Here is a 24,171-nt window from a genome sequence, read left to right as displayed (position 1 = left end):
GATTGTCGGCAGTGTAAGATGTGGAGAAGAAACAGGGCCGCAGGGTGCGCAGCAGGTCGGCGGCGGCGGCGACCCGGGCCACGCCGGGCCGGTTTCGCACGTCGAACAGCCGGCGGGCGGCGGCGACCCGTTCGTCGGCGTCGAGGAGTCCACCGGGGACGATCCGCATCGCCCGCCAGAGCTCGTCGAGCTGCTCGGCCGGCAGCCGGGCGATCTGCTGCGCGGCCTGGTCGAAGCGGCCGACCACCCGGTGCGGGTCGGGCTCACCGGCCAGGAGCTTGTCGAGCACGTCGCCGCACGCCGTCGCCGCCCGTTCGTGCAGGTCGTCGCCGGCTGCGGTGACCCCGATCCGGTACGCGGTGGCCAGCAGCGCCGCCAGCGGGCTGGTCTGCCACAGCCTCGCCTCGTCGGCTGCGCCGAGGTAGGCCAGCGGCGGTAGCGCCACCAGCGCGGAGTGCACCAGCGGGGCCACCAGTTCGGACGCGGGTGACCGGGAGCGGGTCAACGCGGTCAGCGCGGCGACCGGGTGTCGGCGCAGCACGGCGGCGGTGTCGCGGACGGCGACGGTGACGCCGTGGCGGCGCAGGTCCTCGGCGCGGCGGTACAGCGGGAAGATCAGCGGGGCGACGTCGGGGCGGTCCGGCAGGTCGGTCAGCCCGGCCAGGTGACGCGACAGCGCCGTGTCGGGGGTGTCGGGCAGCGGCGGGTCCCAGTCGCCGTCGACGGTGAAACTGTTGTCCTGTCCGGGCCAGCCGGGCCAGGGTTCGGGCAGCCACGGGTCGTCGACGCGCAGCAGCACCGCGAGCGGCCCGGCCCGGGTCAGGTCGGCGGGCAGCGGCTCGCTGGCCAGGTCGGTGCCGATCGGGGTGACGTGCGGTGGCCGCCACGGGGCCAGCACCTGGTAGACGCCGGCGGTCAGCCCGTTGACCGGGCTGGCGTCGTCGAGGGCCAGCTGGTCGTCTTTGAGGTGGACGGTGCCGGCGAGTTGTCGGGGCAGGCACCGGGCGACCGGGAACTGTTGGCCGCCCAGGCGGACCGAGAGCTGGGCGGAGCCGCAGACCCGGACGGTGTCGGCGATCGCGGCGAGCGGGAACCGGGCGAGTGGCTGGCCGTAGGTGGCCCGGGAGGCGACGGTCTGCCGTTGCTGGCCGCCGCTGGCCACGACGAGGTCGGCGTCGACTGCCGCCGGCAGCCGGACCAGCAGTTCGCCGTCGCCGACGGTTTCGGTGTCCAGGCGCAGCGGCTGCAGCGTCCACGGGGTGGTGCGGCCGGCGCTGACCCACTGGACGGACATGTGCGGCGGGGTGACCCGTACTGTCGCGGTGTGTCCGGCGGCGGTGAGCTGCACGTCGGCGCTGGTCTGGGTCGGGTCGAGCCGGGTCAGCGGCGGGTCGACCCGCAGCGCCGACGCGGTCGCGCCGAGCCGGACGGTCGCCGGCGCGAGTCCGTCGGGCCGCAGTTCCCGCCACACCGGGTGGCCGGTGACGGTCAGCCCTTCGGCGAGGTCGATGGTGCGTGACAGGCCCCGGCCGAGGGGGCCCCGGACGGTGATCTCGTAGCTGCCGACGAGTGGCCGGGGCAGCTGCTGCCACGGGTCGGTGACGGTGTCGTCGGTGATCCGCACACTGGTGGCGGGGAGCAGTTCGGCGCCGCCGGGCCGGCGGAGGCGGATCGACCATTCGGTGGCCACGCCGGCCTCGGTCGGCAGGAACAGTCGCGGCGCGGCACCGTATACGGGGGTGCCGGCGAGGCTGGCGACGTCGGGCAGCGGCGGGCTGAGGCGCAGCTGGGCTCGCCGGGCGGTGCCGACTCGCCGGTCCGGTCCGTCGGCGATCCGCAGCGCGGTGACCTGCGCCAGGTCGACTCGGCGCAGGGTCCAGCCGAACCAGCCGTACGGCACCGGCAGGTCGTCGTCGGCCGCCGGGCCGGCACCAGCTGCGCCAGTGGACGCGGTGGCGGCATGGTCGATGTGCAGCATGACCGGCTGGTTGTTGCCGTCGTGCGCCGCGTGCAGGATCCAGACCGGCTCCGGCGGCAGGCTGGAGGTCAGCGGCACCCGTCGGCCTTCGTCGGTGAAGATCAGCATCGGTTCGCGGGGGTCGATCAGGTCGAGTTCGAACTCCCGCTCGATCGCGGCGAGTTCGACGGTTACCTGCCGCACCGGCCGGGAGATCGTCGCGACGGCCGGTGGCGCGGTGTCGACGTCACCTGGGATCCGGGATCGGCTGATGATCGTGTGGACGTCCTCGCCGGCCCGGACCCGCCATTCGACCCGGCCGCCGGGTGCGTCGGGCACCGCCGGCAGCCGCACCAGCAGGCCCCGGCCGTACGGCTCCAGCTCCACGTACGGTCGGGGGGTCGCCGCCGCCCCGCCGGTGCCCCCGGCGGCGGGGCCGGTGCGGGTCGCGGTGCCGGCCCAGTCGAGCTGCCCGTCGTCGACGCAGCGGCGGGCCTGGTCGATCAGGTACGGCGGCAAGCCGAGCCCGTCGGCGGTGAACGCCGGCGCGCGGAACCGGTCCAGCAGGTCGATGCAGCGGTCGACGAGGTCCTCGGCGTATTCGCCGCCGTGCTGCAGCAGCCGCCGCACCGGCATGTCGAGGGTGTTCAGTCGCGATTCCCGGCCGGGTGTCAACGCCCAGGCGAAGAAGTCGGCGACAGTGGTGCCGGGTTCGCGAGACTGTCGTTGCAGCAGCAGGTTCAGCAGATCACCCAGGCAGTAGGCGGGAATCCCGCCGTGCATGAGGATTTCACCGACGTTGATCTGCGGCAGGCCGGGGAATCGGGCCAGGCCGAACTGGTCCAGGTTGGCCCGGAACGCCGCCCCCCAGGCGGTCTGGTCGACCTGGTGGCGGGTGTGCTCACGCACGGCACCCCAGTAGTTGCCCTGCTCGTAGCGGGACGCACCGATCCCGCTGAGGCCGACCAGCAGGCAGGCCGGGTAGCGGTAGTGCAGGCATTGACGCTGCTCATACTCGCTGCCCACGCCGTACAGTTTTCCCAGCGCACTGACCGCTCGGCGGGCTTCGAGCTCGGGCACCGCGATCTCGGCGACCAGCGATACCGCCCGCAGCGCCGGCGCCCACTCACGCTCCCGATCGTGGAGATAGTCGGATGCCCGCACCACGGTCCCCCTGACGAATAGGCGATCTGGGCCGTATCGCGACTATGCAGATGTATCGGCAGCAACTCAAGGAAACAGGTCCCTCCGGAACCTGACCGTGTCCGTTCGGTCAGCGCCGTCGGGCTGACAATCCCATCACACCCGCCGACGCGGCCGGCACGGCAGGCACCGACGACGGGTGTCAGCGCCGCGCCGGCCGCAGCCGCCTTCTATCACTGGTACGGGTCGGTCCCGTTGACGGCACGCGCCGATTCCCGCACTCCGGGCCGGGTCAGCGCCTGTTTGTAGATCGCGATCGCCACCATCCGGCCGTCGCGTCCACCGCCGACGATCGTGGCGATGACGCCGATCACCGGCGACTCGTCGCTGTCGTCGCCGTAGCGGATGTCAGACACCCGTACCCGCATCGAACAGTCGCCGTACACCCAGTCGGCCTTGCCCAGGTGCAGCGTCTCACCGACCCGCAGCGGCTCGTCAGACATCGTCGTCGTCCTCCCCGTGCGGGTAGCCGTCCGGCATCAGCCCGGACAGCTGCAGCACCGCCCGCACCCGCCGGGCCTTCCCCGGATCCCAGCGGTCGAGGATGACCAGCGACCGCAGGAACGGCCGGCACGGCGCGGCGACGTCACAGGTGCGGCATTCGCCGAGCCGCGCCGACGGCAGATGTTCGGCGATGTCGATCCGCGCCCGGTGCACCGCCTGCGCCACCACGGTGTCACCGGGGTCGAGCGCGGCGTCGAGCGCACTGGCCGGGGCGGGGGCGACCGCACGGGCGGCGGTCAGCCGGAACCGCGGGTCGCGGCCGATGTCCGTCTCCCCCGGCGTGCGTCGTGGCAGCGGCGGCCGATTGGGGGTCGCATCGGTACGCCGTGGCGTCCCGATCGACGTGTAGCGGGCCAGCCGGGGCGTCCCGCCGATCCCGTCGTTCCTGTGCACCACCAAGATCCTCCTTGGATAGCCAATGAGTCGTGACATCCACCCTGGACTCGGTGTCACGGTTGGCGGAACCCGACCGGTGACCCCGTGCACGCCGGGAGTCCCATGACGCGAACCTCGACCAGCACGAGGGAAACTGAGGGATGCGAAAGCCTTGCAACGTCAAGAGTCCATCTGATAGAAGCCCGAAGATCAATTACTCAACCTGATCTTGCAGTTGTCCACAGGACCGAAATCCATGCTGGACGCCTCAGCGCTCGTCGAGGAAGATGATTGGCGAAATCACGCAACGGGGACGCCTCTCGGCGATGTCTCCACCGCGTGTGCACGAGGGAATCCGAGGGATGCGAGGGGCTTGTGAGCGGCAGCGAGTATCTGATATCGGAGCTACGGCGAGTACGCGAGTCGATGGGTCTCACCCAGGAGTCGTGGGGCGAGCGCGTCCACTTCTCCGCGAAGCACGTCGGCTCCATCGAGCGCGGCGAACGCCCCGCCCTGCCCAACTACCTGGGCATGGTCGACAAGGTGTTCGGCACCGCCTTCATGAAGTTCTACCGCGAGTTCGTCATCGGCGAACACGCTCCCGTGTGGTTGAAGCCATTCGTCGATTACGAGGCGCGAGCGACCCTACTTCGCGTCTTCCACCCGTTCGTCGTGCCCGGACTGTTGCAGACCGAGGCGTATGCCCGGGAGGTGCTGCGGATCTTTGACGAACCCGCATCCGATCTTGACGCTCTGGTCCAGGCAAGAATTGCCAGACAGTCGATCTTGACCAAGGACAGCCCGATCCGGCTTGTCGCGGTGGTTGACGAGCTGGTCTTCCATCGTGAAGTTGTCAGCCGAGAGGTGATGCGGGAACAGGTCGACGCGCTGGTGTCCGCATGCGAGCTGCCCAATGTCCAGGTACATGTGATCCCGCTCGGCACTGGCCTCTACGCCGGGCTTCATGGCGGCCTGGTGCTCGCGACTGTCGAGGGGCGTACTGTTGGGTTCCTGGACGGCTACCTACGCGGTCGGATCATCGAGGCCCCGTATGACACGGCCAAGCTGGAGGACGCGTGGGAGTCGACCCGAGGACATGCCCTGCCGTACCAGCAGAGCCTAGACCTGATCAAGAGGATGGCCGAGAAATGGACATGAACGGTGCACTATGGCACAAGTCGAGCCGCAGCGACACCAACGGATGTGTCGAGGTGGCCGAGAACCTGCCCGGTCGGGTATACGTACGGGACACCAAGGACCGCGACGGCGGCACCCTCGCCTTCGCCCCGGCTGCCTGGCGGTCGTTCCTCGCCGAGATCACCGTCAACCGCTGAACCACCGGCCGGCCGGCAACTGACCGGCCCGGCCACCGGCGCCACCGTAGCCCCTTGTCCGGCCCACGACGCGGGCCGGACAGGGGCTGACGCCGTACCGCCGGCCAATCTCACACGTTCATCAGCAGCAGCATCGTCGCCATGCCGGCGCTCATGACGCCGTAGCTCAGCAGATGCAGCCGATGGTTGGACGTCGTCGCGGCACGGTACAGCCACCACAGCGCGCCGGCCGCGCTCAGGACCACGAAGACGACGTTTGTCAGGTCCGCCCACGCCGGAGTCTGCGTGGGCGTCGCCCCGGCAGCGGCTACCCCGTGCACGTGCCCGGAGCCACCGCCGATCCCCATCTCCGACATCAGGGTCGGCATCGCCGCGAGCATCCAGATCATCGCCAGGTTCTGCGTGACGTGGCCCAGCACGTCGATGCGCTCCGATCTGCCACGCGCCCGCCCGTACCCGGGCAGCAACGCGAGCACCAGGATGCCGAAGATCGCGACCTGCGCCCAGGCGACCACGCCACCCACCATCAGCCAGGCCATCAGGATCATCGCGGCGCTCATCACGCAGTGATTGATATCGATCAGCTCCGCGTCAGAGAACGCCTGGTCACGCGACACGCCACGGCGACGAATCACCAGGTCACCGACGCAGACGAGCCCGGTCAGCAGAAAAACGATCGTCAGGACGGGAACCCAGGGCGTCTCCAGCACGACTCTAGCTAGTACCACAGGCCAAGCCGCCGAACAACGGGACGATCAGGGAAAGGGCCCACCGCGATGACCACCGTAGAAGCCGAGACACCGCCCTCCGGGGATACCCCGCCCGGGGAGGCACCCCCGTCCCCGGCCCGGCCGCGCAAGACCAACTGGTTCGCCGCGTTCTGGCGCTGGCACTTCTACGGTTCGGTACTCGTCATACCCGTACTCTTCTGCCTCGCCGTCAGCGGCATGACCTACATGTTCCGGGCAGAGGTGGACGCCCTCGCCCACCCCGGGGTGCTGCAGGTGCCGGTGGCCGACGGCGCCGAACGAACGGCGCTGTCGGCCCAGGAGGCAGCCGTCCGCGCGGAATTCCCGGACCGCCCCATCCTGTCCGTGCAGGACGGCACCGGCGACCGGGCGACCCTGTTCGTCGCCGGGCTCGAAGACGGCAGCAGCACCAACATCTACGTCGACCCCTACACCGCCACCGTCACCGGCGAACTCAGCCAGGACCAGCTCATCTCCACCTGGGCCGAACGCGTCCACGGCGACCTGCTCATCGGCGACGGCGGCTTCGGCGACCGCATCGTCGAACTCGGTGCCTCCTGGGCCATCGTGCTGACGATCACCGGGTTCATCATCTTCTTCCTCGGCCGCCGGGCGCGCAGTGGCGCACAGACCAAAGGCAAGCGCGGTGCTCGGCTCCGCAGCTACCACGCCCTCGTCGGGCTCCCCGTCGGCCTCGGCATCCTGCTGCTGGTCGTCTCCGGGCTGCCCTGGACCGGTGTATGGGGTGCTCAGGCCCAGCAGATCGCCGCCGACTCCGGCTCCGGGCTGTGGGGCGACGACCCCGGTGCCGAATCCACCATCCGGCAGCAGATCGAGGACGCCGACGGTCAGTCGGCTCCCGCCGGGTGGGCCTCCGGCAACGCCCCGCAAGGCAGCAGCACCGGAAGCGGCACCCCGATCTCGATCGACCGGGCGGTCGGCGCGGCCCAGGCGCTGGGTGCCCCCGGGCCGTATCTCGTCCTCTACCCGGAGGGCGAGACCGGGGTGTTCAGCGTGATGAGCAGCCAGTGGTACGACGTCGGCAATCCCGCCGAATCCGACGTGACCCAGGAGACGACGATCCACGTCGACCAGTACAGCGGCGACGTCGTCGGCCAGTACGGCTACGACGACTACAGCGCGATGGCGAAGGTGGTCTCGCAGGGCATCGCCCTGCACGAAGGACGCCGCCTCGGCACCTTCAACACGATCATGTCCACACTCTTCTGCCTCGCCGTGATCTTCATGTGCGTCACCGGGCCCATGATGTGGTGGACCCGCCGGGCCACCGCCTCCGGCCTCGCCGCACCGCGGGCGAAACTCCCGGTCTGGGGCAACTGGGTGCTGCTCGCCGCGATGGTCGTACTCGGCGTCTTCCTGCCCTTGTTCGGTCTTTCCCTGCTGGTCGTCCTGGCGCTGGACCAGCTCCTCATCCGCCGGGTGCCCGCGCTGAAGTCCTTCTTCGGCACGGTCTGACCGGCACCTTCTCCCCATCTCGGGTCGACCGCAGTGGCACCGGTCGACCCGAGATGGTAGGGCTCAACGGGTCACGCCTTCGCTTTACGTCCTCGGGTCGCCTTCGGTGGGCGCCACGAGGTCAACGCCTCGTCGGTCAGGTGCAGCCGGTTGGTGGTCTCGTCGAGGAAGCCGGCGTAGATGTCAGCCGGCGACGCGCTCCACGCCACGTCGAACTCGCTGTGCCACTGCTTCACCCACGGCAGCACCTCACGCAGACCGGCGACCAGCGGCAGCAGCCGGTCGGTCTCCCAGCCGTCCTCCTGCTCACGGGCCACGATCAGCGTGGCGAGCGCCTGCGCCTGCTCCCGGTGGTCCCACCCGGCCCAGCCGAGCAGCAGCGTCGGATCACCGTCGCGGCTCGCCCCCGGGTACGAGATGAACCGCTCCTTTGGAACATCCAGCTTCCCCCGATGCCGCCAGTAGCTGTTCTTGACGAAGTCGGCCGACGTGTACTTCGGCGGCACCGGGATCCGCTCCCGCACCCGCTTTTTCGCCGGCTCGTCCGGCTGGGCGTCCTCCTCGCGCTGCAGCTGCCACACCTGCTCCCAGTCGGCCCGCTTCACCAGGCCGGACGGCTTGTAGCGCAGCGCCGCCAGGTGCGGCACGTGCTCGTCGGCGACCAGGTCGACGATGACCTTGCCGAGATCCTGGCCGGGCGCGTACAGCTGGGCGACCGCCAACACGTCGGCGTCACGGCGCAGCTCGTCGGCCAGCTCGGCGGCGGTCAACGGCCGTGGCTGCTCCATCCCGTCGACGGTGTGGAACCACAGCTCGCGCGCCTCGCACCGGTCCAGCAGCCAGTCCCGCAGCGCGGCCTGCTCCATCTTGTCCCAGCCGTCGGTGGACCAGCGCCGCTTGCACTCGGGCCGCTCGATCAGCCCGATGTTGCGGTTGCTCTCGATGACGTCGATCCGCCGCTGCACCACCGCCCGGTACTCCTGCGGCCAGTGCGCCGGGATCTCGGTGATCGGCGTCGACCCGTGCCGGTCGAACCACTGCGTTTCCGCTTCGCCGGCCGCAACCTTGCGGGCCAGCACGATCTCGAACGCCCGCTCCCCCAGCCGTAGCTGCGGCACCGACCCGGCCGGCGCGGTGAACTCCTCATCGAGCAGCCCGTAGAGCTGGTACACCTGCCAGTCCAGCTCCTCCTGTAGCGCGACCATTCGCGCCCGCGTCGAATGCCACTCATCGCGCGCCGCCACCAACCGGTCCCGGGTAGGCACGCTCTGGGCGGCGACCGCCGCCGGGCTAACCGCCGCGAGCCGCTGCGCCAGCGAGTCGATCTGCTGAGCCAACCCCAACGGGTACGCCGCCGGCAACGGAAACTCCTGCAGCTTCGTCCCCGTGAACTCGTACCGGTGCTCCCACAGTTCGTCAGAGATCCCGCCACCGATACCGCCGTTGCCCTTGCTCTGGCTGACCTGCTTGAGCCAGAAGCACGCCGTCGAGCTGTTGAGTACGCCGAGCAACCGCAGGTGATCCTCCTCCGACGCCCCCTCCCCCAACTTGATCACCGGCGCCGACTGCTTGAAGACCTTCCCACCCCGGTCCAACACAAAATGATTGTGCGTCGCCACAAAAGCTAGGCAAATAGTCCACTCGTGAACGTTCCTGTCACGGGTGAGCTGATGCCATTCATACCAAGGCCGACCCTCTTCGAAGTAGGTCAGCTTCGCGAACGTCGCCCGAGTTCCCATCACAAAGCGACACGGCCAGAGCCAGCGGTAGTGGGCACCCTTATGATCGAGCGGCAGAAGATCGAAGCGATCCGAATACGGGAAGTAGGACCAATCACCATCGCTACATAGCCAGTCACGCAGCTCGTCACCCACGACAAGGCGACGATTCAACGATAAATCGCCAACCCGACGCGACCATGCACGGCGGTCCGCGAGCATAACTTCATCTGCATTCGTCATGCCGAGCACGCCAATTCTGGCAGTCCTGCTGATCAGCCTCGTCTGGGATTGATCGATCTGCTCCTTTAGGCCACCTGCGCCGCCGCCACTGAGGCTCCAGGGAAAGGTGGCGAGGTGTGGGCGGGGGGTGTCGGCGACGCTGACCCATTGGCTTTCGGAGCCAGGCTGGCCGATCTGGTCGACGACGGCCCGCCAGACGTGGCCCCTACTCGGGTTCTCCGGGGCGCTGGGCTCGCCACGGATGCCCATGACGGTCCGGATGGTGCCCGGGCGACTGCGGTTGGTGTTGCGGCCGACCAGGATGACCGTCGGCGTGCCGTGGCCGGGAATGTATGCCCCAGAGGTGTCGATGACGTGGGTCAGGTTGACGTCGATCGCGAAGAGTTTCTCGATCAGCTTCTTGCCGAACTCACGCTTCATGAACGAGTTCGCGGTGATCTGCCCGACGAAGCCCGCGCTCTTGCCGTCGCCACCGCCCGACTTTGCCAGGTTGAAGAAGCGCTGCGCGAACGGCACTGACAGTGCGTACTTGCCGGAGCAGGCGTCGTACATCTCTCGGTACGCCTCGTTGAGGCCCTTGTCCTTGACGGTGATGTAGGGCGGGTTGCCGACCACCACGTGATAGCGGCCGACCTCGCGGATGCCGGGGTGCTCGTCGATGTCCTCGGTGGCGTAGGCGAACTCGACCATCGGGTCCTCGCCGAACAGGGTGCCGGCCCGGTGCTTGATCAGGGCGTCGCCGACTGCGACGTGCATGGGGAAGGTGTAGCCGGCGACGTCGGCGAGGGACTTGAAGCCGCAGGCTTGGATCGCGGCGATCAGCAGCCGGAAGCGGGCGATCGACACGGCGAACGGGTTGATGTCGATGCCGTGCACCGCGTCCAGGGCGAGCCGGACCCGTTCCTGCGGGTCCCGGTTCGGGGCGTGCTCCTCCCACTGCTTCAGCAGCCGGTCGAACGCGCCGAGCACGAAGTGCCCGGAGCCGCAGGTCGGGTCGATCATCTTGACCACGTCGTGGCCGAACTCGTCGATCGCCGGAGTCAACGTCAGGTCGAGGATGAACTCCTCGACGAAGTCCGGGGTCTGCAGCAGCGCGTACGTCTTACGGGCCGCCTCGGACAGGTCCTGGTAGAGGTCGCCGAGGAACCGCGTACCCCAGTCGGGGTCGGTGAAGTCGTGCACCAGTGCGCCGTCCGCGCCCCGGGTCCGCCAGAACGCGACCAGCGCCTTCGCCGCGTCGTGCGAGAGCGGGATCTGGTAGAGCGGGTTGTGCCGCTTGTCGAACAGTGACCGGCCGGCCTGGCTGGCGGCGATCGCGTCGAAGGCGGACAGCAGCCAGCCGCGCAGCGTCTCGTGTGGCTGGTCGCGGAAGAACTGCGCCTCTGCCTCCTCGGCGATCACCATCCGCTCCCCCGGCCCGGCCAGGTACGGATCGGTCAGCAGCGAGTTGTCCTCACAGAAGCGGACGAACACGCTGCCGAGCACCCAGGCCACCGCCGCCTGCGTCACCCGCTCGTCGCGCCATACGGTCCAGGTCGCCGCCGTACGCCCGATCGTGAAGGCCCGGTCGTATTCGCCGCGCAGCCGGCCGCGCACCTCCTCGACCGCGTCGACCTGCCCTCGCAGGTCGTTTTCCAGCGATTTCACCTGGTTCTTCAGGTCAACAAGTAGCAGTTTTCGGTCGATCACAGCACGACTCTAGTGCCCCCGCCACCCCACCCGGCACCGCCCAGCCGGGTGGCGACACCCCCAACAACCGGCCATCCCTCGACGGCACAGCACCGACTCACGCCAGAAGCTCCTCCACCCGTCGGCGCTTCTCCCCCGGAATCTGTTGCAAAATCGACTCGGCATGCTCCTGCGTGACCAGGGCGAGCAATACCGCAATCCGCCCTTCCCACAAGCCCATAAGGGCGTGGGCCGCCCGGTCGGCCGGCAGCCCGGCCACCACGTGACACGCCCGCCGTGCCGGCATTCGACGAAACAGCCTGGTGAGACTTATGTCTTCTACTTCTGCCAGTAGATCCGAAGCCCGCTCGACCAGCACATCATCGGACATCCCGCCGAGCAATTCGCTGAAGTTTGATAAGTCTGATACGGCAATAACCCGCGCGGCTTTACCCGCCGAGATCGCGGTCAGCCACTTAGCAGCATACGATGAAGGAAAAAAAGAGATCAGGTTCTCGACGGTCTCGGCCGACATGGCCTCCAACAGCTCCACCCACGAGCTGAACTCTAGCTCAACCATGAACCGAATCAATCGATCTGCGGGGATCGCCGCGAACATAGCCGCCGCATTCCAACGCCCCGTGCCTCTGCGCGACAAATCCACTGCAAGTCTCGCAGCAGCTACATCCGCGAAAGTCATGAGGATCTGGGCTGTCCTTTGGGGCTCCATCTCCGACAGCAGCCGCAGCTTCGACTCCTGCGAGTGCTGTACTACCAGCTCGGCGGCCGGTTCGGCGGGCATATGGCTCAGGATGGCGGCGGCCTGGGTATCGGGAATCCTTACCAGTCGTTCGTAGGCCAACTGGTGGTCCATCCGGGCCAGAATCTGCCCGGCCGACTCCGGTGGCATCGCCTGCAGACGGAGGCGGGCTACCTCCGGGTCCATGTCGGCGACGATCACCACTGCCTCGTCACGGGTGTCGGCACTGGCCGCCATCTCGGTCAGGACCTGCGCCGCCGCCGCGACGTTCAGCACCGTCAGCTTGCGGGCGTTCGCGTGCGGCTCACCGGAGATCACGATGTCCCGCCCAGCCTGAAACACCTGCCCCTGCCCATCCGCCGAGGCGTTCATGCTGGTGTCACCGGCTGACGGCACGTCGACCCTCCCGCCCAATCATCGGTCGCTGGTGGTGACCACCATAGACACCAGCGTCACCAACGCGCCGCCTACCACAGGTGAGGCTTGACGACCTGCTGCTTCGCCTCCGGCATCTGCCGCACGATCTCGGCGGCCCGTTCCTCGGGAACCTGAGCGAGCAGCACGGCGCACCGCGTCTCCGGCACGCCCGCGAGGGCAGCGGCCACCCGATCATCCGTCAGACCGTTCAGCAGCGTGCCAGCCCGCCAGACCGGCTTGAGGAGAGTGAACACCGTTCTCAGGTAATCCTCATCCACCTTAGACAGCAGCGAGCCACTGCGCGCGGTGAGTGCTTCGCTTGACATGTTGGCGAGTGCCACGACCGTCGCCTCGGCAGATGCAGCAGCCACCACCCGCGCGGCTTCGGCACTCGACAGCCACGCCAACCAGTATGCGCCGTGCGCAATCGTAAACGGAATAAGCGCCATCAGGACCGGAAAAGACCAATTGATCTCAAGCCGTGCAGGGAACTCGATCAGTAGCTCTGCTACCAGTGAATCCGGCATCTGGGCCAGGATCGCCGTCACCTCTTCTGGTTCCATCCTGGCCAGCTGCTGCACCGTGCGTTCCGGCGGAAGCTCGGCGGCGAGCATGGCTGCGGACCAGACCGGCATGCACCTCAGGATGGCTGCACCCGCGCCATTCGGGATCTTCGTGAACCGCTGGAGGACCAACTGGTGGTCCATCCGGGCCAGGATCTGCGCGGCCCACTCTGGCTGCATTGCACCGAGTCGACTCGCCGCCACCTCCGAATCCATGTCGGCGACAATCACCACAGCCTCGTCACGGGTCTCGGCACTGGCCGCCATCTCGGTCAGGACCTGCGCCGCCGCCGCGACGTTCAGCACCGTCAGCTTGCGGACATTTGCGTGCGGCTGACCGGAGATCACGATGTCCCGCCCAGCCTGAAACACCTGCCCCTGCCCATCCGCTGAGGCGTTCATGCTGGTGTCACCCGCTGACGGCACTCGGCACTCCTGGTCTGTTGTTCGTCGCCAGTGGTGACCACGATAGACGCGGAGTCTTCACGATCGGATGCGGGTGATCGGAGGGGGTGCCGGCGTGGCGGGTCGACCAGGCGAAGTGGATCAACGGTGGTTCCGCGGTAGTGGATCACGAGTTGAGCCGCAGTGCTGGGCCACGGTGGTGCCGGGCTGCCCCTGAGCGCGGAGCACGCCAGCGACTCGGCCACAATGATCTGCGACGGGCCGGACACAGGAAGTGATCATGAGGCATGTTGACAGCGGGTCGGGCACCCCTCCACCGGCACCGGGCGGCCTGCCGTCGCTGCCCGAGGTGTTCGGTGTCATCGTGCCCATCGTGATCGCGGCGGGCACACTCATCGGCTTCGCCGCTGGCGGCGTCGACGGGGTGGCCATCATCGGTCCGATCTCCGCGGTCCTCGCTCCCGTCGCGGCCTGGGGGTGGTACGCGGCGCAGCAGACACGGGTCCGGCAGGGCCGGGCGGCCGTACCGCTGCCGTGGTCCCTGCTGATCCTGGTGCTGGTGCTGCCCGTCGCGCTGGTGGTGTGGCTGCCCTCGGCGAGTGGCCAGCTCCGCCCCGAGGACGAGACGTCACCGACGCCCGTCTGGTCTCCCACGCCGTCGCCGACCCCGACGCCCACCGAGACTCCCACACCGACACCGACGCCCACCCCGACACAGTCGCCGACCCCGGCACCCAGCCCCACCGAGGATCCGGTGCTCGGCTGGCCGACCGACGCCAACGACGGGCCGCCGAAGCTCTGGGCCTACTTCGGCTCGGAGTTCTTCTTCCCCGACTGGGTCTCCTGTCACGACAACGATTGCCTGGTCGGCGAAGGCACCAAGGTGCACGTCTACACGCTCGACCCGTTGGGCCGCGACCGGACGTTCCGGGGCGACGTCGCCGACCCGGTTACCACCCTGCTCAGTGCGGGCTTCACCCCGGCGCAGGCGTACGCGCTGCTGAAAGTCGACTACTGACGCGGACCGGCTGACCGGCGCGGCTGGTCAGCGGCGGGCGGCCAGCACGGCGAGAATCTCCCGGCGCACCTCGGCGGTGTCGTGCACCAGCCGCCGGTGGCTGAACCGCACCACCTGGATGCCCAGCGTGGCCAGCCAGGCGTCCCGGCGCAGGTCCACCTCCCGCTGACCGGGCGCGCCGTGCCCGCTCGCGCCGTCAAGCTCGAACGCGACCCGTTGCGCCTCGGCGTACACGTCGAGGTAGCAGGTACGTCGCCCGTCGCTGACCCGCACCTGCCGGCGCAGCGGCGGCATCCCGGCACCGGTGAACACGTGGTCGTGGCCCCAGATCTCCAACGGGCTGTGGCAGCCGGCCGCCAGCTTGCCCAGCAGGTCCCGCAGCTGCGCCCGGCCGGGCAGCTTCGGTGCGCCGGCCAGCGCCGCGCCGATGCGCGCCGGGGTGCTGTGCCGCCCCGCCACCGCCTGGATCACCGGGCCGCGCCGCTCCCCGGCTGGCAGCAGCGGCCACGAGTCGACCAGGGCCCGGTCCAGCCGGGTCACCGGCACCCCGTGGCGCGTCAGCGTGTCCGGCGCGTCGAGGCTGAACCCGCGTACGTGGTGCACCACCAGCCCGGGGTGGTTGCTCAGCCGTACCGTCGCCGGCACCGTCAGGTGCACCGGCTCGCCAGCGGCCGGCTGCCACAGCCCCCACAGGTGCAGCGCGGTCAGGTGGCTCAACGCGCCCCGCCCGTCCGCGTAGCCGAGTGCCGCCCGCCGGGCGCGCGCCGGGTCGAGCCCGCCCAGCCCGGCGGCCGGGAACCGGCCGTGGTCGCCTGTGCCGGTCGCGTCAACGGTGCCGGTGGCGTTGTTGGTGCCGAGCAGCGTGGTGTCGGCGTACACGCCGGGCAGTATCCGGCGCACCCGCCCTTCGCGGCGGGCCACGTCGATCGCCCAGGACGGCACCACTTCGGCGGCGTCGCGCCGGCAGAGCACGCCATGGTTGCGGTCGAGCAGAGTACGCAGCTGCGGGTCCATGCCGCCGAGGGTGCCCGCCCAGCCGCGCTGGCGTGGCCGTCACCAGCGTGGTCTGTGGACAACCGGGGCGGCTGTGGACGGGGTTGCCCTGATCGGATGCTGGTGATCTGACGAGGTGTCGGCGTGGCGAGTCGACCAGGCGAAGTGGATCACAAGACCAGCAGGAGAGCGGGCAGGAGGACAGCGAGAGTCAGGCCGCTACGCTGCGGTGGGCGTTGGCCACCCAGGCGTCGGGCAGCGGGATCCACTCGTTCTCGCTGACCCGCACCACCTCGCCGTCGAGTTTCGGCAGCGCCTGCGGATCCTCGGCCGGGCAGAGCAGCCACAGGGTGCCAGCACCGGAGCGGGCCGCCTCCGCGAGCATGTCCAGCCGGGGCATCGACCGCCAGCGGGCCAACGGTGCCGCGTCATGCAGCAGCAACGGCCCGGCAGACCAGCCGGACGCAGCGGACGAGCCGGAGACAGCGGGTGAGCCGGAGTCAGCGGGTGAGCCGGAGTCAGCGGGTGAGCCGGAGTCAGCCGACGCGGTCGTCGCACCCAGCTCGGCCAGCAGTTCGGGCAGGGCCCGCTGCCACGCCTCGTCGACATACTCGCCGAGTTTGAGCGCCGCCCGCGAACCCGGCTCGGCCAGGTCCGCGCCGAGCACCGTCGCCCAGGTCGGCTTCGGCCGCGAGTCGACCAGGGCCCGCAGGTGCCGCAGGAACCGGTCGGCCACACTCACCGGCCGGGCACCGAAACGGCGGACCAGCTCGTCGGCGGCGGCCGGGTAGCGGCTCAACCGCACCGTCAACGCCCGGAAACCGTCACCAGGGGCGGACAGCCGCTCCTCGGCGCGCAGCGCCGCCGCCAACTCCGGCGAGTCGGCCAGCCAGGACGTCGTCGGAGTCGACGCCGACGACCGACGCCGGATGATCGACATCGACGACGACAGTGGACGGGGTGGAGCCACCCACACGTCACCGACCATCCGCAGATCGAAGCCGGCCTGGGCGAGCAGTTTGTCCAGTTGCGCCGGTGGCGGCAGTGGGGCCAGCTCCGGGAACCGGCCGCGTACCCGGGCGGCGATCTGCTCGGCGGTCAGCGTCGCCTGCCGGTGCACCGCACCGGGGACACCTGACGTCGCGCCCGACCCGTCAGTCGACGGCGTGGACGGTGCGGTCCTCGACGCGGTCGGCTGGCCAGGGCCGGCCGCCGGCAGCACACCGGCCTGGGACAGCCGCAACGCCCGCACCGGCGACAGATCCTTCGGGTAGATCTCCAGCCGGGCGTTGGCCGCCGCCCGCTGGGCGGCAGCGGCGGCCAGGGTCACCCGGCGGCGTTCGTCGACCACCTCGGCCGCGCCGCCCGGGGCGCTCACCCCGGCGAGGGTACGCAGCACCGTCGCCGGGCTGGGCAGCACCTCACTGTCGGCGAGCCGGTCAGCGGCCCGACCGAGCGCGTCGGCGTAGTCCAGCAGCGCCGGCGCGGTCGGCGTGTCCGGCTGGTCGTCGTCACCGGCTTCCAACGCCACCAGCAACCGGTCCGCCACCGGCTCCCGTACGGTGGACTGCGGGCCTGCGGCGGTGCCGCCGTCGCCGGCCGACCCGGAGTGGGTGTCGCTGTGCCGGCGCAGCAGCAGCCGCTGATCCTCCTCCAACGCGTCGATCTCGATCGCCGCCCGCACCGCCGCCCGGGCCACCGCCATCCGCACCTGCTCGCCGGTGCGCACCGAACCGCGGCTGGCCAGCAACGCGGCCGCCAACTCGTCGACCGACATCACCCGGCCGCTGTCGGCCAGCAACCCGATCACCTGGGTACGCAGACTGCGTACCACCGGTAGGCCGCGCCACCGGCGGCGCTGCTTGCCGAGGATCTGCGCGATCCGGCCCGGAGTGACCGACACCGCCTTGGCGACCAGCGGCTGCCGGGGCCACGGCGGCAGGTCCGGCAGCACGCCACGGGCGTCGGGCAGGGCCAGCAGCAGCCGGGTGGCCTGCGCCTCGGTCGGGTTACGGGTGTTCGGCGCGGGCACCAGCAGCGCGGCGACCGCGTCGAGGCCGACCCGCAGCAGCTCCACGTCGCCGTCGGCGCCAGCGGCGACCGGGGTCGCTTCGGCGGAGGCGGCGCGGCGTTCCGCCTGGCTGGCCGCCAGCGGCTCCCGTTCACCGAGCCGGGCCCGCCACTCCTTCACCCGGCGCTGCAGCTCCTGGCGGGTACGGGCACCGAGCCCGCGCAGGTGTGCCAGCCGGGGCGCCACCGTGAGCAGGTCACCGACAGTGTTGGCGTCCAACCGGTGGGCGGCGGAGATCGCCCGGGGAGTCAGCCCGGCGGACTCCAACGCCGTCGCCCGGGTCGCCCGGGTCGCCGCCTCGTCGCGGGCCGCTGCGGCGGCGTCGGCGTCGATCTCGTCGTCGACCGGCTCCGGATGGTCGGTGCCGGCCGGGGCGCTCGCGTCAGATTGGCGGAACAGCCGCTGCCAGGCGTCGCGCATGTCCTTGAGCGAGCCGAACCGGCGACGCGCGTCGCGGTGCAGCGCCTCCTCGAAGAAGGCGATCAGGCCGTCACGGATCGCCGGGTCGAACGCCTCGGCGGCCAGCAGCGGCGGGCCGTCGGTCAACTGCGGCTCGGTGGCCCCGTCACCCCACACCGGCAGCTCACCGGAGGCCATCTCGTGCAGCGTGACCGCCAGGGCGTACCACTCGGCCGACCGGTCGAACACCGGCCGCTCGGCGGTGCCGAGGAACGGGTCGAGGTAGCGCGGCGTACCGGCGGTGATCTCCTTGACCGACACGGCGGCCAACGAGAAGTCGAACAGCACCAGCTGACGGGTCCGGTTGGTACGGATCCGGATGGCGATGTTGTCCGGCTTGATGTCGCGGTGGTAGACGCCCTCGCCTTCGAGGTAGTCCAGCGCGCCGAACAGGTAGTCGCTGTAGTTTTCCAGCTCGTCGACGGTGAGCCGGCCCTCGTCGCGCAGCTGCCGGGCCAGGGTCCGCTCACCGGCGTGTTCGAGCACGATCAGCGTACGGTTGCCGATCCGCAGCGGATCGGGTCGGGCCAGCCGGATCACCCGGGAGTCGGTCAGCGGCCCGAGCACCTCGGCTTCGCGGGCCAGTCGGGCTGCCTTCTCGTCGGAGAGGCCGACCTTGAGCACCTCGTCGCGGCCGGTCCGATCGTTGTGGGCCAGGAAGGCCCGGCAGGTCGACCCGGTGCCGAGCCGTTTGGTGATCGTCCACTCGCCGACCGTGTCGCCCGGCCGCGCCTCCAGCGGATCGATCTGGACCCGCTCCTGGCCTGACACCGGCCCCGGCTCCGGCGCGGTGGCGCTCGCGGGATCCGTGGCGGTGCCGGTCGTCGGGTCCGTGGTGTCCGCTGGTGCCGTCGTCGAGGTGACCGCTGGCGGCGACGGTGGGGCGGTCAGCTCGTCCTCGACCACCTCCAGCATCTCCACGAACTCGGCGACCGTGGTCAGCCGCTGGGTCGGCACCGGTGCGGTCGCCGCCTGGATCAGCTCGTCGGCGAACTGCGAGGCCGTGTCGGTCACCGCCGACGCCCGCAGCCCGTTCTCCTTGGCGAGCCGGGCGAGCAGTTCGGTGCGTTTGCCGGCCGGCGGCTGCCCGGTGAGGATCAGGTACGCCACCGCGCCGAGCCCGAAGACGTCCATCGCCACCGGGTCCGGCGCCGGGGAGCTCAACTCGGGGGCGAGGTACGCCTCAGCGGAGCGTTCCAGATGGTCGGCGGCGTGGCTGGAGGCGAGGATCGGCTCGTCGGAGCCGGTGCCGACGGTGGCGCTGCCCGCGCCGTCGGCGGCCCGGGTCGCCGCCTGCCAGTCGCTGACCAGCAACTGCGGGTAGAGCCAGCCTTCCTCATCGTTGCCGCGCCGCCGCCGGCCCGGTGCCGGGGTGACGAAGATGCTGCGCGCCGACAACGCCCGGTGGTGCAGGTGCCGGCCGTGGGCGTACGCCAGGGTCTCGGCCAGTTGCCGGATCATCGTGACCCGACTGGCTGGTTCGAGCCGGTCGCCGTACTGCGCGAGGTAGTGGTCCAGCCGCAGCCAGCGCGGGTCGTGGCGGAACACCAGCGCCGGGCCGGCCTCGTGCGGCTCCATCGCGTCGACCTGGACGATGTTGGGGTGGCTGATGCCGTGCAGCACCCGCATCTCCCGGCGGGCGGCCCGCTCGATGCTGGCCCGCTGGGCCTGCACCGCGTTGCGTTCCACCAGGTAGATCCGCACCCGGCGGCGCTCCCGGGGCAGGTCCCGGTGGGTGGCGTGGTGGTCCTGCCAGGTGGGGCCGACGTCGAAGGGGCGGGGCTGCAGCTCCCAGGAGCCGATCTGCAGGTGGCGGCGGCTGCGGGCGATGCCGACCTTCTCCAGCAGCCCTGGCAGGGCGCGGGACAGCTCCGGAGTGACCCGGTGGCGTTCGTCGGAGGGTGGGCGCAGCAGCAGGCCGGTGCCGATCGGCGGCAGGTCGCCGCGGTCGCCGCTGGCAACGGGCTGCCGGTCGGCGGGCGACTGTGGGCCGTACACGTTGTGCCGGTGGTGGTCGGACAGGGCCACCTTCAGGCCGGGTTTACTGAGGAAGACCGCCGCCTGGATGAACGGCACCCGGATCCGGTTGCGCCCGCCGCCGCTGGCCGCCGCAGCCGCCTGCAGGAGTGATTTGAGGCGTTTCGCCTTGGCGTCGGCCAGGTGCAGCGGGTTGTCGAGGGTGTGCACACCGCCACCGGACTGCTGCTGGATCCAGTTGGACCCGCTGGAGATCAGCCGACCGGTGAAGCTCTTGATCTCGATCAGGTGCAGCCCGCCGGGCGTGGCGACCAGCAGGTCGACCTCGTACGGATGCCCGGTGTCGGCGGTGAAGGTGAAGTTGGACCAGGCCCGGAACGGCTCGGTGTCGGGCAGCAGCCCTTGCAGGTGGGCCAGCGCCTCGCGCTCGTGTGCGAACTGCGACGGCGTGATCGACGTCCACCGGCCCTCCTGCATGCCTGCGATCCTATGGGCCGGGGCAACCTGGGTCGGCGGGCCGTCCCACGCGGGCCGGGTTGGCCGTGATCGGATGCGGGTGATCTGACAGGGTGTCGGCGTGTCGAGTCGACCAGGCGAAGTGGATCAACGCGCTGGGGGCGGCTAGGGACGGCGCGGGGGGGGGGGGGGGGGGGGGGGGGGGGGGGGGGGGGGGGGGGGGGGGGGGGGGGGGGGGGGTGGGCTTGGGTGGGGGGGTGGGGAGGGTGGGAGAGGCGAAGGGAGGTGGGGTGGGTGAAGAGCGCTTCTGTCTCCCTTTTCCCCCCCCCCCCCCCCCCCCCCCCCCCCCCCCCAGGGCCCTTCGCGGTGTGCGTGACGTCAGTCGGCGGCGGCCAGCCGGTAGGCGTGGACCACCGTCTGGGTGAACGTGTTGCCCCGGCGGTCCTCGGCACCGAACCGCAGCGACACGTACCCGTCGCTGTCCGGGTGCTGCACCGTGGCCACCCAGTTGCGGCCGTCAGCGCGGACCGGGGCCGGCAGCCAGGTGGTGCCGTCGTCGTAGGAGACCTCGACCGACAGTGCGTCCAGGTTGACGGTGACGCCGGTCTGCCGGCGGACCGTCACCGGGATGTCGACCTGCTCGCCGGCCGGGGCGGTGCCGGCGTCGTCGACCGGCGGCGCGGGGCGGGCCACCATCACCGGCAGCCTGCGCCACTCGTCACCGCCTGCCCGCCCGGACTGGAACGTCCAGGCCAGGCTCACCTCTGTGGCCAGGTCACCCACGTCGCGGGTGGCCGCGGTCTCCAGTCGGTAGTCGGACTGACCGGGCGGGACTAGGAAGTAGCCGAACCCACCGACCTCCCACTCGTCGACGAGTTCGCCGCCGCGGTAGAGGGCGGTACGTGCGGTGACGGTCTGCGAGTCGCCGGCGTGCCCGGCGGCGTCACCGAACAGCGGGACCTCCGCCACGATCTCGTCGCCGATCCGGCCGACCCAGCCGCGCGGTACGGTCGTCGCCGGCATTGCCGGGCCGAACGGTGGCAGGTTCCAGGTGTCGGTGTGCCGGGCACCGGCGGTGTACGCGCGGGCCGGGTCGAACAGGAACGACACCGGTGTCAGCCAGCCGTCCTCACCGGGGTCGGAGAAGTACAGGTCGGAGAACCAGTTCACCTGGTCGGTGCTGAACCATTCGACCCGTTCACCGGGGACGGGCACGACAGTGACCTCGCTGAGCGCGCCCAGCGCCGGGTCGTCGAACTCGGCGACGAGCAGCCGGTCGGAGACGTCACCGGTCGGGGTGCCCCGGAAGTCCTGCCGGACCCGGGCCAGGTCGTCGGTGGCGTAGTCACGCTGGTACCCGGTCGGCAGCCGGCCGTCGAAGACCTCGCTCAGCGCGTAGGCGAACGGGCTGTTGGCGTACCCGCCGTCGGGGTCCGGCTTGAACCACTGGTGGGAGATGGATGAGCTGAACCCAGGTGCCCGGTCGTCACCGCCGAGCTGCTTCGTCGACACCCCGTCGAATCCGGGGTACGCGGCACCGATGCCGGTCGGACCGTCGACGGTGTCGAAGCCGGCCGTCACGTCGACGATCGCGGCCCGGGCGGCCGGTTGCGGCACGGTGGCCCGCACCGGTGCCGCCTGCCGGGCGTCCAGGGTGACAGTGGTCTCCCCGGTGACGGTCAGTCGCGGCTGGGCGAGGATGGCGCTGCTGGTGGCCTGGCCCTCCTCGTCGAATTCGTCGATCGTGGCGAACAGGCCGTACTCGCCCCTGGGCAGCCGGGTGACGACGGTGCCGTCCTCGTCGTAGGGGAAGTCGAAGTGCGACGTGTCCAGGCCGGCCAGCACGGTCCAGTACGACTCCGACGGTCCGCCGTCCGGGTCGATGTGCGACACGGTCACGTCGTAGCTCTCGATCTCGCGGTGCACCCCGACGGGGGTGACGACCCGGGTCTGCCCGGCGGTGGCGACCAGGTGTCCACTGTAGTAGCCGTCGACCGCGTCGGCGCTGGTGTCGGCGGTGGCGTCGACGCTGGCCGTACCGCCGGCAGGCACCTCGACCCGCGCGGCGCTGGTGGCGAACATGCCGGCCGGCACTGACGCGCCCGCCGGTCCGGTGATCTCCCAGGCCAGGTCGAGGGTGACCGGCTCGGTGCCGGTGTTGCGGTAGGTCACGGTCCGGCTGACCGGCTCGTCGTCCTGGTGCGGCCAGAGGGCGCGGCCGTAGGAGATGCTGGCCGGCGTGGCGGTCACCGTCTGGGTGACGGCGCGGGCGACGTCGACCAGGCCGGCGCCCTGCTGGTACGCGCCGGTGCCGGGGTGTGGCGCGGCGGACCCCATCAGGGTGGACTTGAACTGCTGCGCGGTCCACTGGTGCTGTTGTTGGGCGAGCAGCGCGACGGCACCGGTGATGTGCGGCGCCGACATCGAGGTGCCCGGCGCGGAAACATGGTGCTCGTCGATCGGGACGTCGAGGGTGGTGCCCTCGGCGCGGGCGGCGACGATGTCGACACCGGGTGCGGTGATGTCGGGTTTGACAGCGTCGTCGCCGACCCGCGGGCCACGGCTGGAGAAGTCGGCCAGCGAGCCGTCGCGGTCGACCGCGCCGACGGTCAGTGCCGCGTCGGCGCTGCCGGGTGACCCGACGGTACGGTCGGCGCCGGCGTTGCCGGCGGAGATGACGAACAGGGTGCCGGTCTGCTCGGTGAGGGTGTTGACCGCCTCCTCGAGGGGGTCGATCTCGGGTCCGTCGCCGCCGCCGATGCTGATGTTGACCACCGGGACCTGTTTGTCCACGGCGAACCAGTGCATCGCGTCGATCATCGCCGAGTCGTCGCACCAGGCCGCCGGACAGACCTTCGCGGAGATGATCTTCGCGTCCGGGGCGACGCCCCGGTACCTGCCGCCGGACGCGGCGCCGCTGCCGGCGATGATCGAAGCGACATGGGTGCCGTGGCCGGTGGTGTCGCCGTCCTCCGGCGCGTCGGTGAAGTTGCGCGTCTCGATGACGACGTCGGCCAGGTCGGGGTGTCCGGTGTCGACGCCGCTGTCCATGACGCCGACGGTGACGCCGGCGCCGGTGAATCCGGCCCGGTGGGCGGCGGGTGCACCGATCTGTGCGACGCTGCGGTCCAGCAGCATCTGCCGTTTTCCGTCCAGCCAGATCCGCTCGATACCGGTGTCGGTGCCACGGGCGGCCGGGCCGGCGGACACCGTGGTCCACAGATCGGCGATGGTGGACTTGTCGGCGGTCACCGCCGCGCCGTCGATCGCCGGCAGGTCGCGCTGCACGTCGAGGCCGTCAACGGCGAGCACGGCGGCGCCACGGGCGGCGACGTCGCCCCGCGCGGCGGTGACGATCAGCGGCAGGGTGTCCCGCGCGGCGTCGTGGTAGCCCCACTCGATCAACTTGGTGACGTTGAACAGTCGGCGGTCCAGCGTGCGGCGTTGAACCAGCTCGGCGGCGTCGCGTGGGACGACGTGCAGCTCCCCGTCGATCCGGTAGGTGCGGAACTGCATGCCGTCGCGACCCTCGCCCGGGCGCAGTGCAGCGGCGCCGGAACCGGTGACGGTGACCTGGTCGCCGGTGAGCAGGGTGACCGTGGCGCGCTGACCGGCCGGCGCCTGTCCGGCAGAGGTCCGACTGGCGCTGTCTCCGTCCGTCGGCGTGGCCCGGCCAGGTTGCCCCGGCCCGATCACGAGTACGGCGGCCAGTCCGGCCGCCACGAGTCTTCTCGAACGTGTCACCAATACCTCCCCATTGGACGTCTGTCAGGACGTCGGGCAGATGCGAAACGTCAGCGTTACACACCCGACGCTCAGGACAAC

Annotated in this window: 15 protein-coding genes; 5 read left to right on the top strand and 10 right to left on the bottom strand. The window is 70.6% G+C overall.

Features of this window, described 5'->3' with window-relative positions; all coding sequences use genetic code 11:
* From ACXAHD_RS09820 to ACXAHD_RS09810, 3 genes are all read right to left on the bottom strand, one after another.
* Positions 1-3,121: hypothetical protein (locus ACXAHD_RS09820; RefSeq protein WP_475049888.1), on the bottom strand; the 3,121-nt coding region annotated here is incomplete at its 3' end.
* Between the two features lie 212 nt (positions 3,122-3,333).
* The gene (locus ACXAHD_RS09815; protein WP_281555058.1) at positions 3,334-3,603 is read right to left on the bottom strand and encodes a hypothetical protein; all 270 of its coding nucleotides are present in this window, start codon (positions 3,601-3,603) and stop codon (positions 3,334-3,336) included.
* The gene (locus ACXAHD_RS09810; RefSeq protein ID WP_281555059.1) at positions 3,596-4,060 is read right to left on the bottom strand and encodes a hypothetical protein; all 465 of its coding nucleotides are present in this window, start codon (positions 4,058-4,060) and stop codon (positions 3,596-3,598) included. Before ACXAHD_RS09810 ends, ACXAHD_RS09815 begins: the two co-directional genes overlap by 8 nt.
* A gap of 354 nt (positions 4,061-4,414) precedes the next feature.
* On the opposite strand from ACXAHD_RS09810, the gene ACXAHD_RS09805 reads away from it, so the two are divergent.
* Positions 4,415-5,197: a helix-turn-helix domain-containing protein gene (locus ACXAHD_RS09805; RefSeq protein WP_281555060.1), complete on the top strand. Its 783-nt coding sequence runs from the start codon at positions 4,415-4,417 to the stop codon at positions 5,195-5,197.
* Positions 5,194-5,373: a DUF397 domain-containing protein gene (locus ACXAHD_RS09800; protein ID WP_281555061.1), complete on the top strand. Its 180-nt coding sequence runs from the start codon at positions 5,194-5,196 to the stop codon at positions 5,371-5,373. Before ACXAHD_RS09805 ends, ACXAHD_RS09800 begins: the two co-directional genes overlap by 4 nt.
* 110 nt (positions 5,374-5,483) lie before the next feature.
* Here the strand turns inward: ACXAHD_RS09800 and ACXAHD_RS09795 are convergent, their stop codons facing one another.
* On the bottom strand, positions 5,484-6,083 hold the full coding sequence (locus ACXAHD_RS09795) for a DUF5134 domain-containing protein (protein ID WP_281555062.1): 600 nt from the start codon (positions 6,081-6,083) through the stop codon (positions 5,484-5,486).
* A gap of 66 nt (positions 6,084-6,149) precedes the next feature.
* Here ACXAHD_RS09795 and ACXAHD_RS09790 point away from each other — a divergent pair, with 66 nt between their 5' ends.
* Positions 6,150-7,598: a PepSY-associated TM helix domain-containing protein gene (locus ACXAHD_RS09790; RefSeq protein ID WP_281555063.1), complete on the top strand. Its 1,449-nt coding sequence runs from the start codon at positions 6,150-6,152 to the stop codon at positions 7,596-7,598.
* 71 nt (positions 7,599-7,669) lie between these two features.
* On the opposite strand, the gene pglX is transcribed toward ACXAHD_RS09790, so the two are convergent.
* The 3 genes from pglX to ACXAHD_RS09775 all read right to left on the bottom strand — a co-directional run bounded on the left by pglX (position 7,670) and on the right by ACXAHD_RS09775 (position 13,369).
* A complete protein-coding gene (gene pglX / locus ACXAHD_RS09785) occupies positions 7,670-11,248 on the bottom strand; it encodes a BREX-2 system adenine-specific DNA-methyltransferase PglX (protein WP_475049882.1) in 3,579 nt (1,192 codons plus the stop codon).
* Positions 11,249-11,345: 97 nt separating this feature from the next.
* The gene (locus ACXAHD_RS09780) at positions 11,346-12,359 is read right to left on the bottom strand and encodes a magnesium and cobalt transport protein CorA (RefSeq protein ID WP_278169361.1); all 1,014 of its coding nucleotides are present in this window, start codon (positions 12,357-12,359) and stop codon (positions 11,346-11,348) included.
* 95 nt (positions 12,360-12,454) lie between these two features.
* Positions 12,455-13,369: a magnesium transporter MgtE N-terminal domain-containing protein gene (locus tag ACXAHD_RS09775; protein ID WP_475049880.1), complete on the bottom strand. Its 915-nt coding sequence runs from the start codon at positions 13,367-13,369 to the stop codon at positions 12,455-12,457.
* Between the two features lie 283 nt (positions 13,370-13,652).
* Between ACXAHD_RS09775 and ACXAHD_RS09770 the strand changes: the two genes are divergently transcribed.
* Positions 13,653-14,390, top strand: coding sequence for a hypothetical protein (locus ACXAHD_RS09770; RefSeq protein ID WP_475049877.1), 738 nt, complete (start codon positions 13,653-13,655; stop codon positions 14,388-14,390).
* A 27-nt stretch (positions 14,391-14,417) separates the two neighbouring features.
* On the opposite strand, the gene ACXAHD_RS09765 is transcribed toward ACXAHD_RS09770, so the two are convergent.
* Together ACXAHD_RS09765 and pglW are read right to left on the bottom strand one after the other, a co-directional pair.
* Positions 14,418-15,404, bottom strand: a complete 987-nt coding sequence (locus tag ACXAHD_RS09765; RefSeq protein WP_281555074.1) for a DUF559 domain-containing protein — start codon at positions 15,402-15,404, stop codon at positions 14,418-14,420.
* Between the two features lie 190 nt (positions 15,405-15,594).
* Positions 15,595-20,367, bottom strand: coding sequence for a BREX system serine/threonine kinase PglW (pglW, locus tag ACXAHD_RS09760; protein WP_475049875.1), 4,773 nt, complete (start codon positions 20,365-20,367; stop codon positions 15,595-15,597).
* A gap of 92 nt (positions 20,368-20,459) precedes the next feature.
* Between pglW and ACXAHD_RS09755 the strand changes: the two genes are divergently transcribed.
* Positions 20,460-20,771 carry a hypothetical protein gene (locus ACXAHD_RS09755; RefSeq protein ID WP_475049873.1) on the top strand — a complete coding sequence of 104 codons (312 nt, stop codon included), beginning with the start codon at positions 20,460-20,462 and terminating at the stop codon, positions 20,769-20,771.
* Here ACXAHD_RS09755 and ACXAHD_RS09750 read toward each other — a convergent pair.
* Positions 20,725-24,090 (bottom strand): S8 family peptidase, encoded by a 3,366-nt coding sequence (locus tag ACXAHD_RS09750; RefSeq protein ID WP_475049870.1) that lies wholly within the window; start codon positions 24,088-24,090, stop codon positions 20,725-20,727. The two genes, ACXAHD_RS09755 and ACXAHD_RS09750, sit on opposite strands and share 47 nt — an antisense overlap.
* Positions 24,091-24,171 lie beyond the last annotated feature (81 nt).

The sequence above is a fragment of the Micromonospora sp. ABR4_055 genome, from assembly GCF_056160425.1.
The sequence above is the reverse complement of the archived record's forward strand: the minus strand, read 5'-3'. Positions and strand labels throughout refer to the sequence as shown.

What these genes read in the sequence shown, in the direction of transcription:
- ACXAHD_RS09780 (WP_278169361.1), bottom strand. Translation starts at nt 12,359, where the DNA reads ATGAACGCCTCGGCGGATGGGCAGGGGCAGGTGTTTCAGGCTGGGCGG.
- ACXAHD_RS09790 (WP_281555063.1), top strand. Translation starts at nt 6,150, where the DNA reads ATGACCACCGTAGAAGCCGAGACACCGCCCTCCGGGGATACCCCGCCC.
- ACXAHD_RS09770 (WP_475049877.1), top strand. Translation starts at nt 13,653, where the DNA reads ATGAGGCATGTTGACAGCGGGTCGGGCACCCCTCCACCGGCACCGGGC.
- ACXAHD_RS09775 (WP_475049880.1), bottom strand. Translation starts at nt 13,369, where the DNA reads ATGAACGCCTCAGCGGATGGGCAGGGGCAGGTGTTTCAGGCTGGGCGG.
- pglW (WP_475049875.1), bottom strand. Translation starts at nt 20,367, where the DNA reads ATGCAGGAGGGCCGGTGGACGTCGATCACGCCGTCGCAGTTCGCACAC.
- ACXAHD_RS09765 (WP_281555074.1), bottom strand. Translation starts at nt 15,404, where the DNA reads ATGGACCCGCAGCTGCGTACTCTGCTCGACCGCAACCATGGCGTGCTC.
- ACXAHD_RS09815 (WP_281555058.1), bottom strand. Translation starts at nt 3,603, where the DNA reads ATGTCTGACGAGCCGCTGCGGGTCGGTGAGACGCTGCACCTGGGCAAG.
- ACXAHD_RS09800 (WP_281555061.1), top strand. Translation starts at nt 5,194, where the DNA reads ATGAACGGTGCACTATGGCACAAGTCGAGCCGCAGCGACACCAACGGA.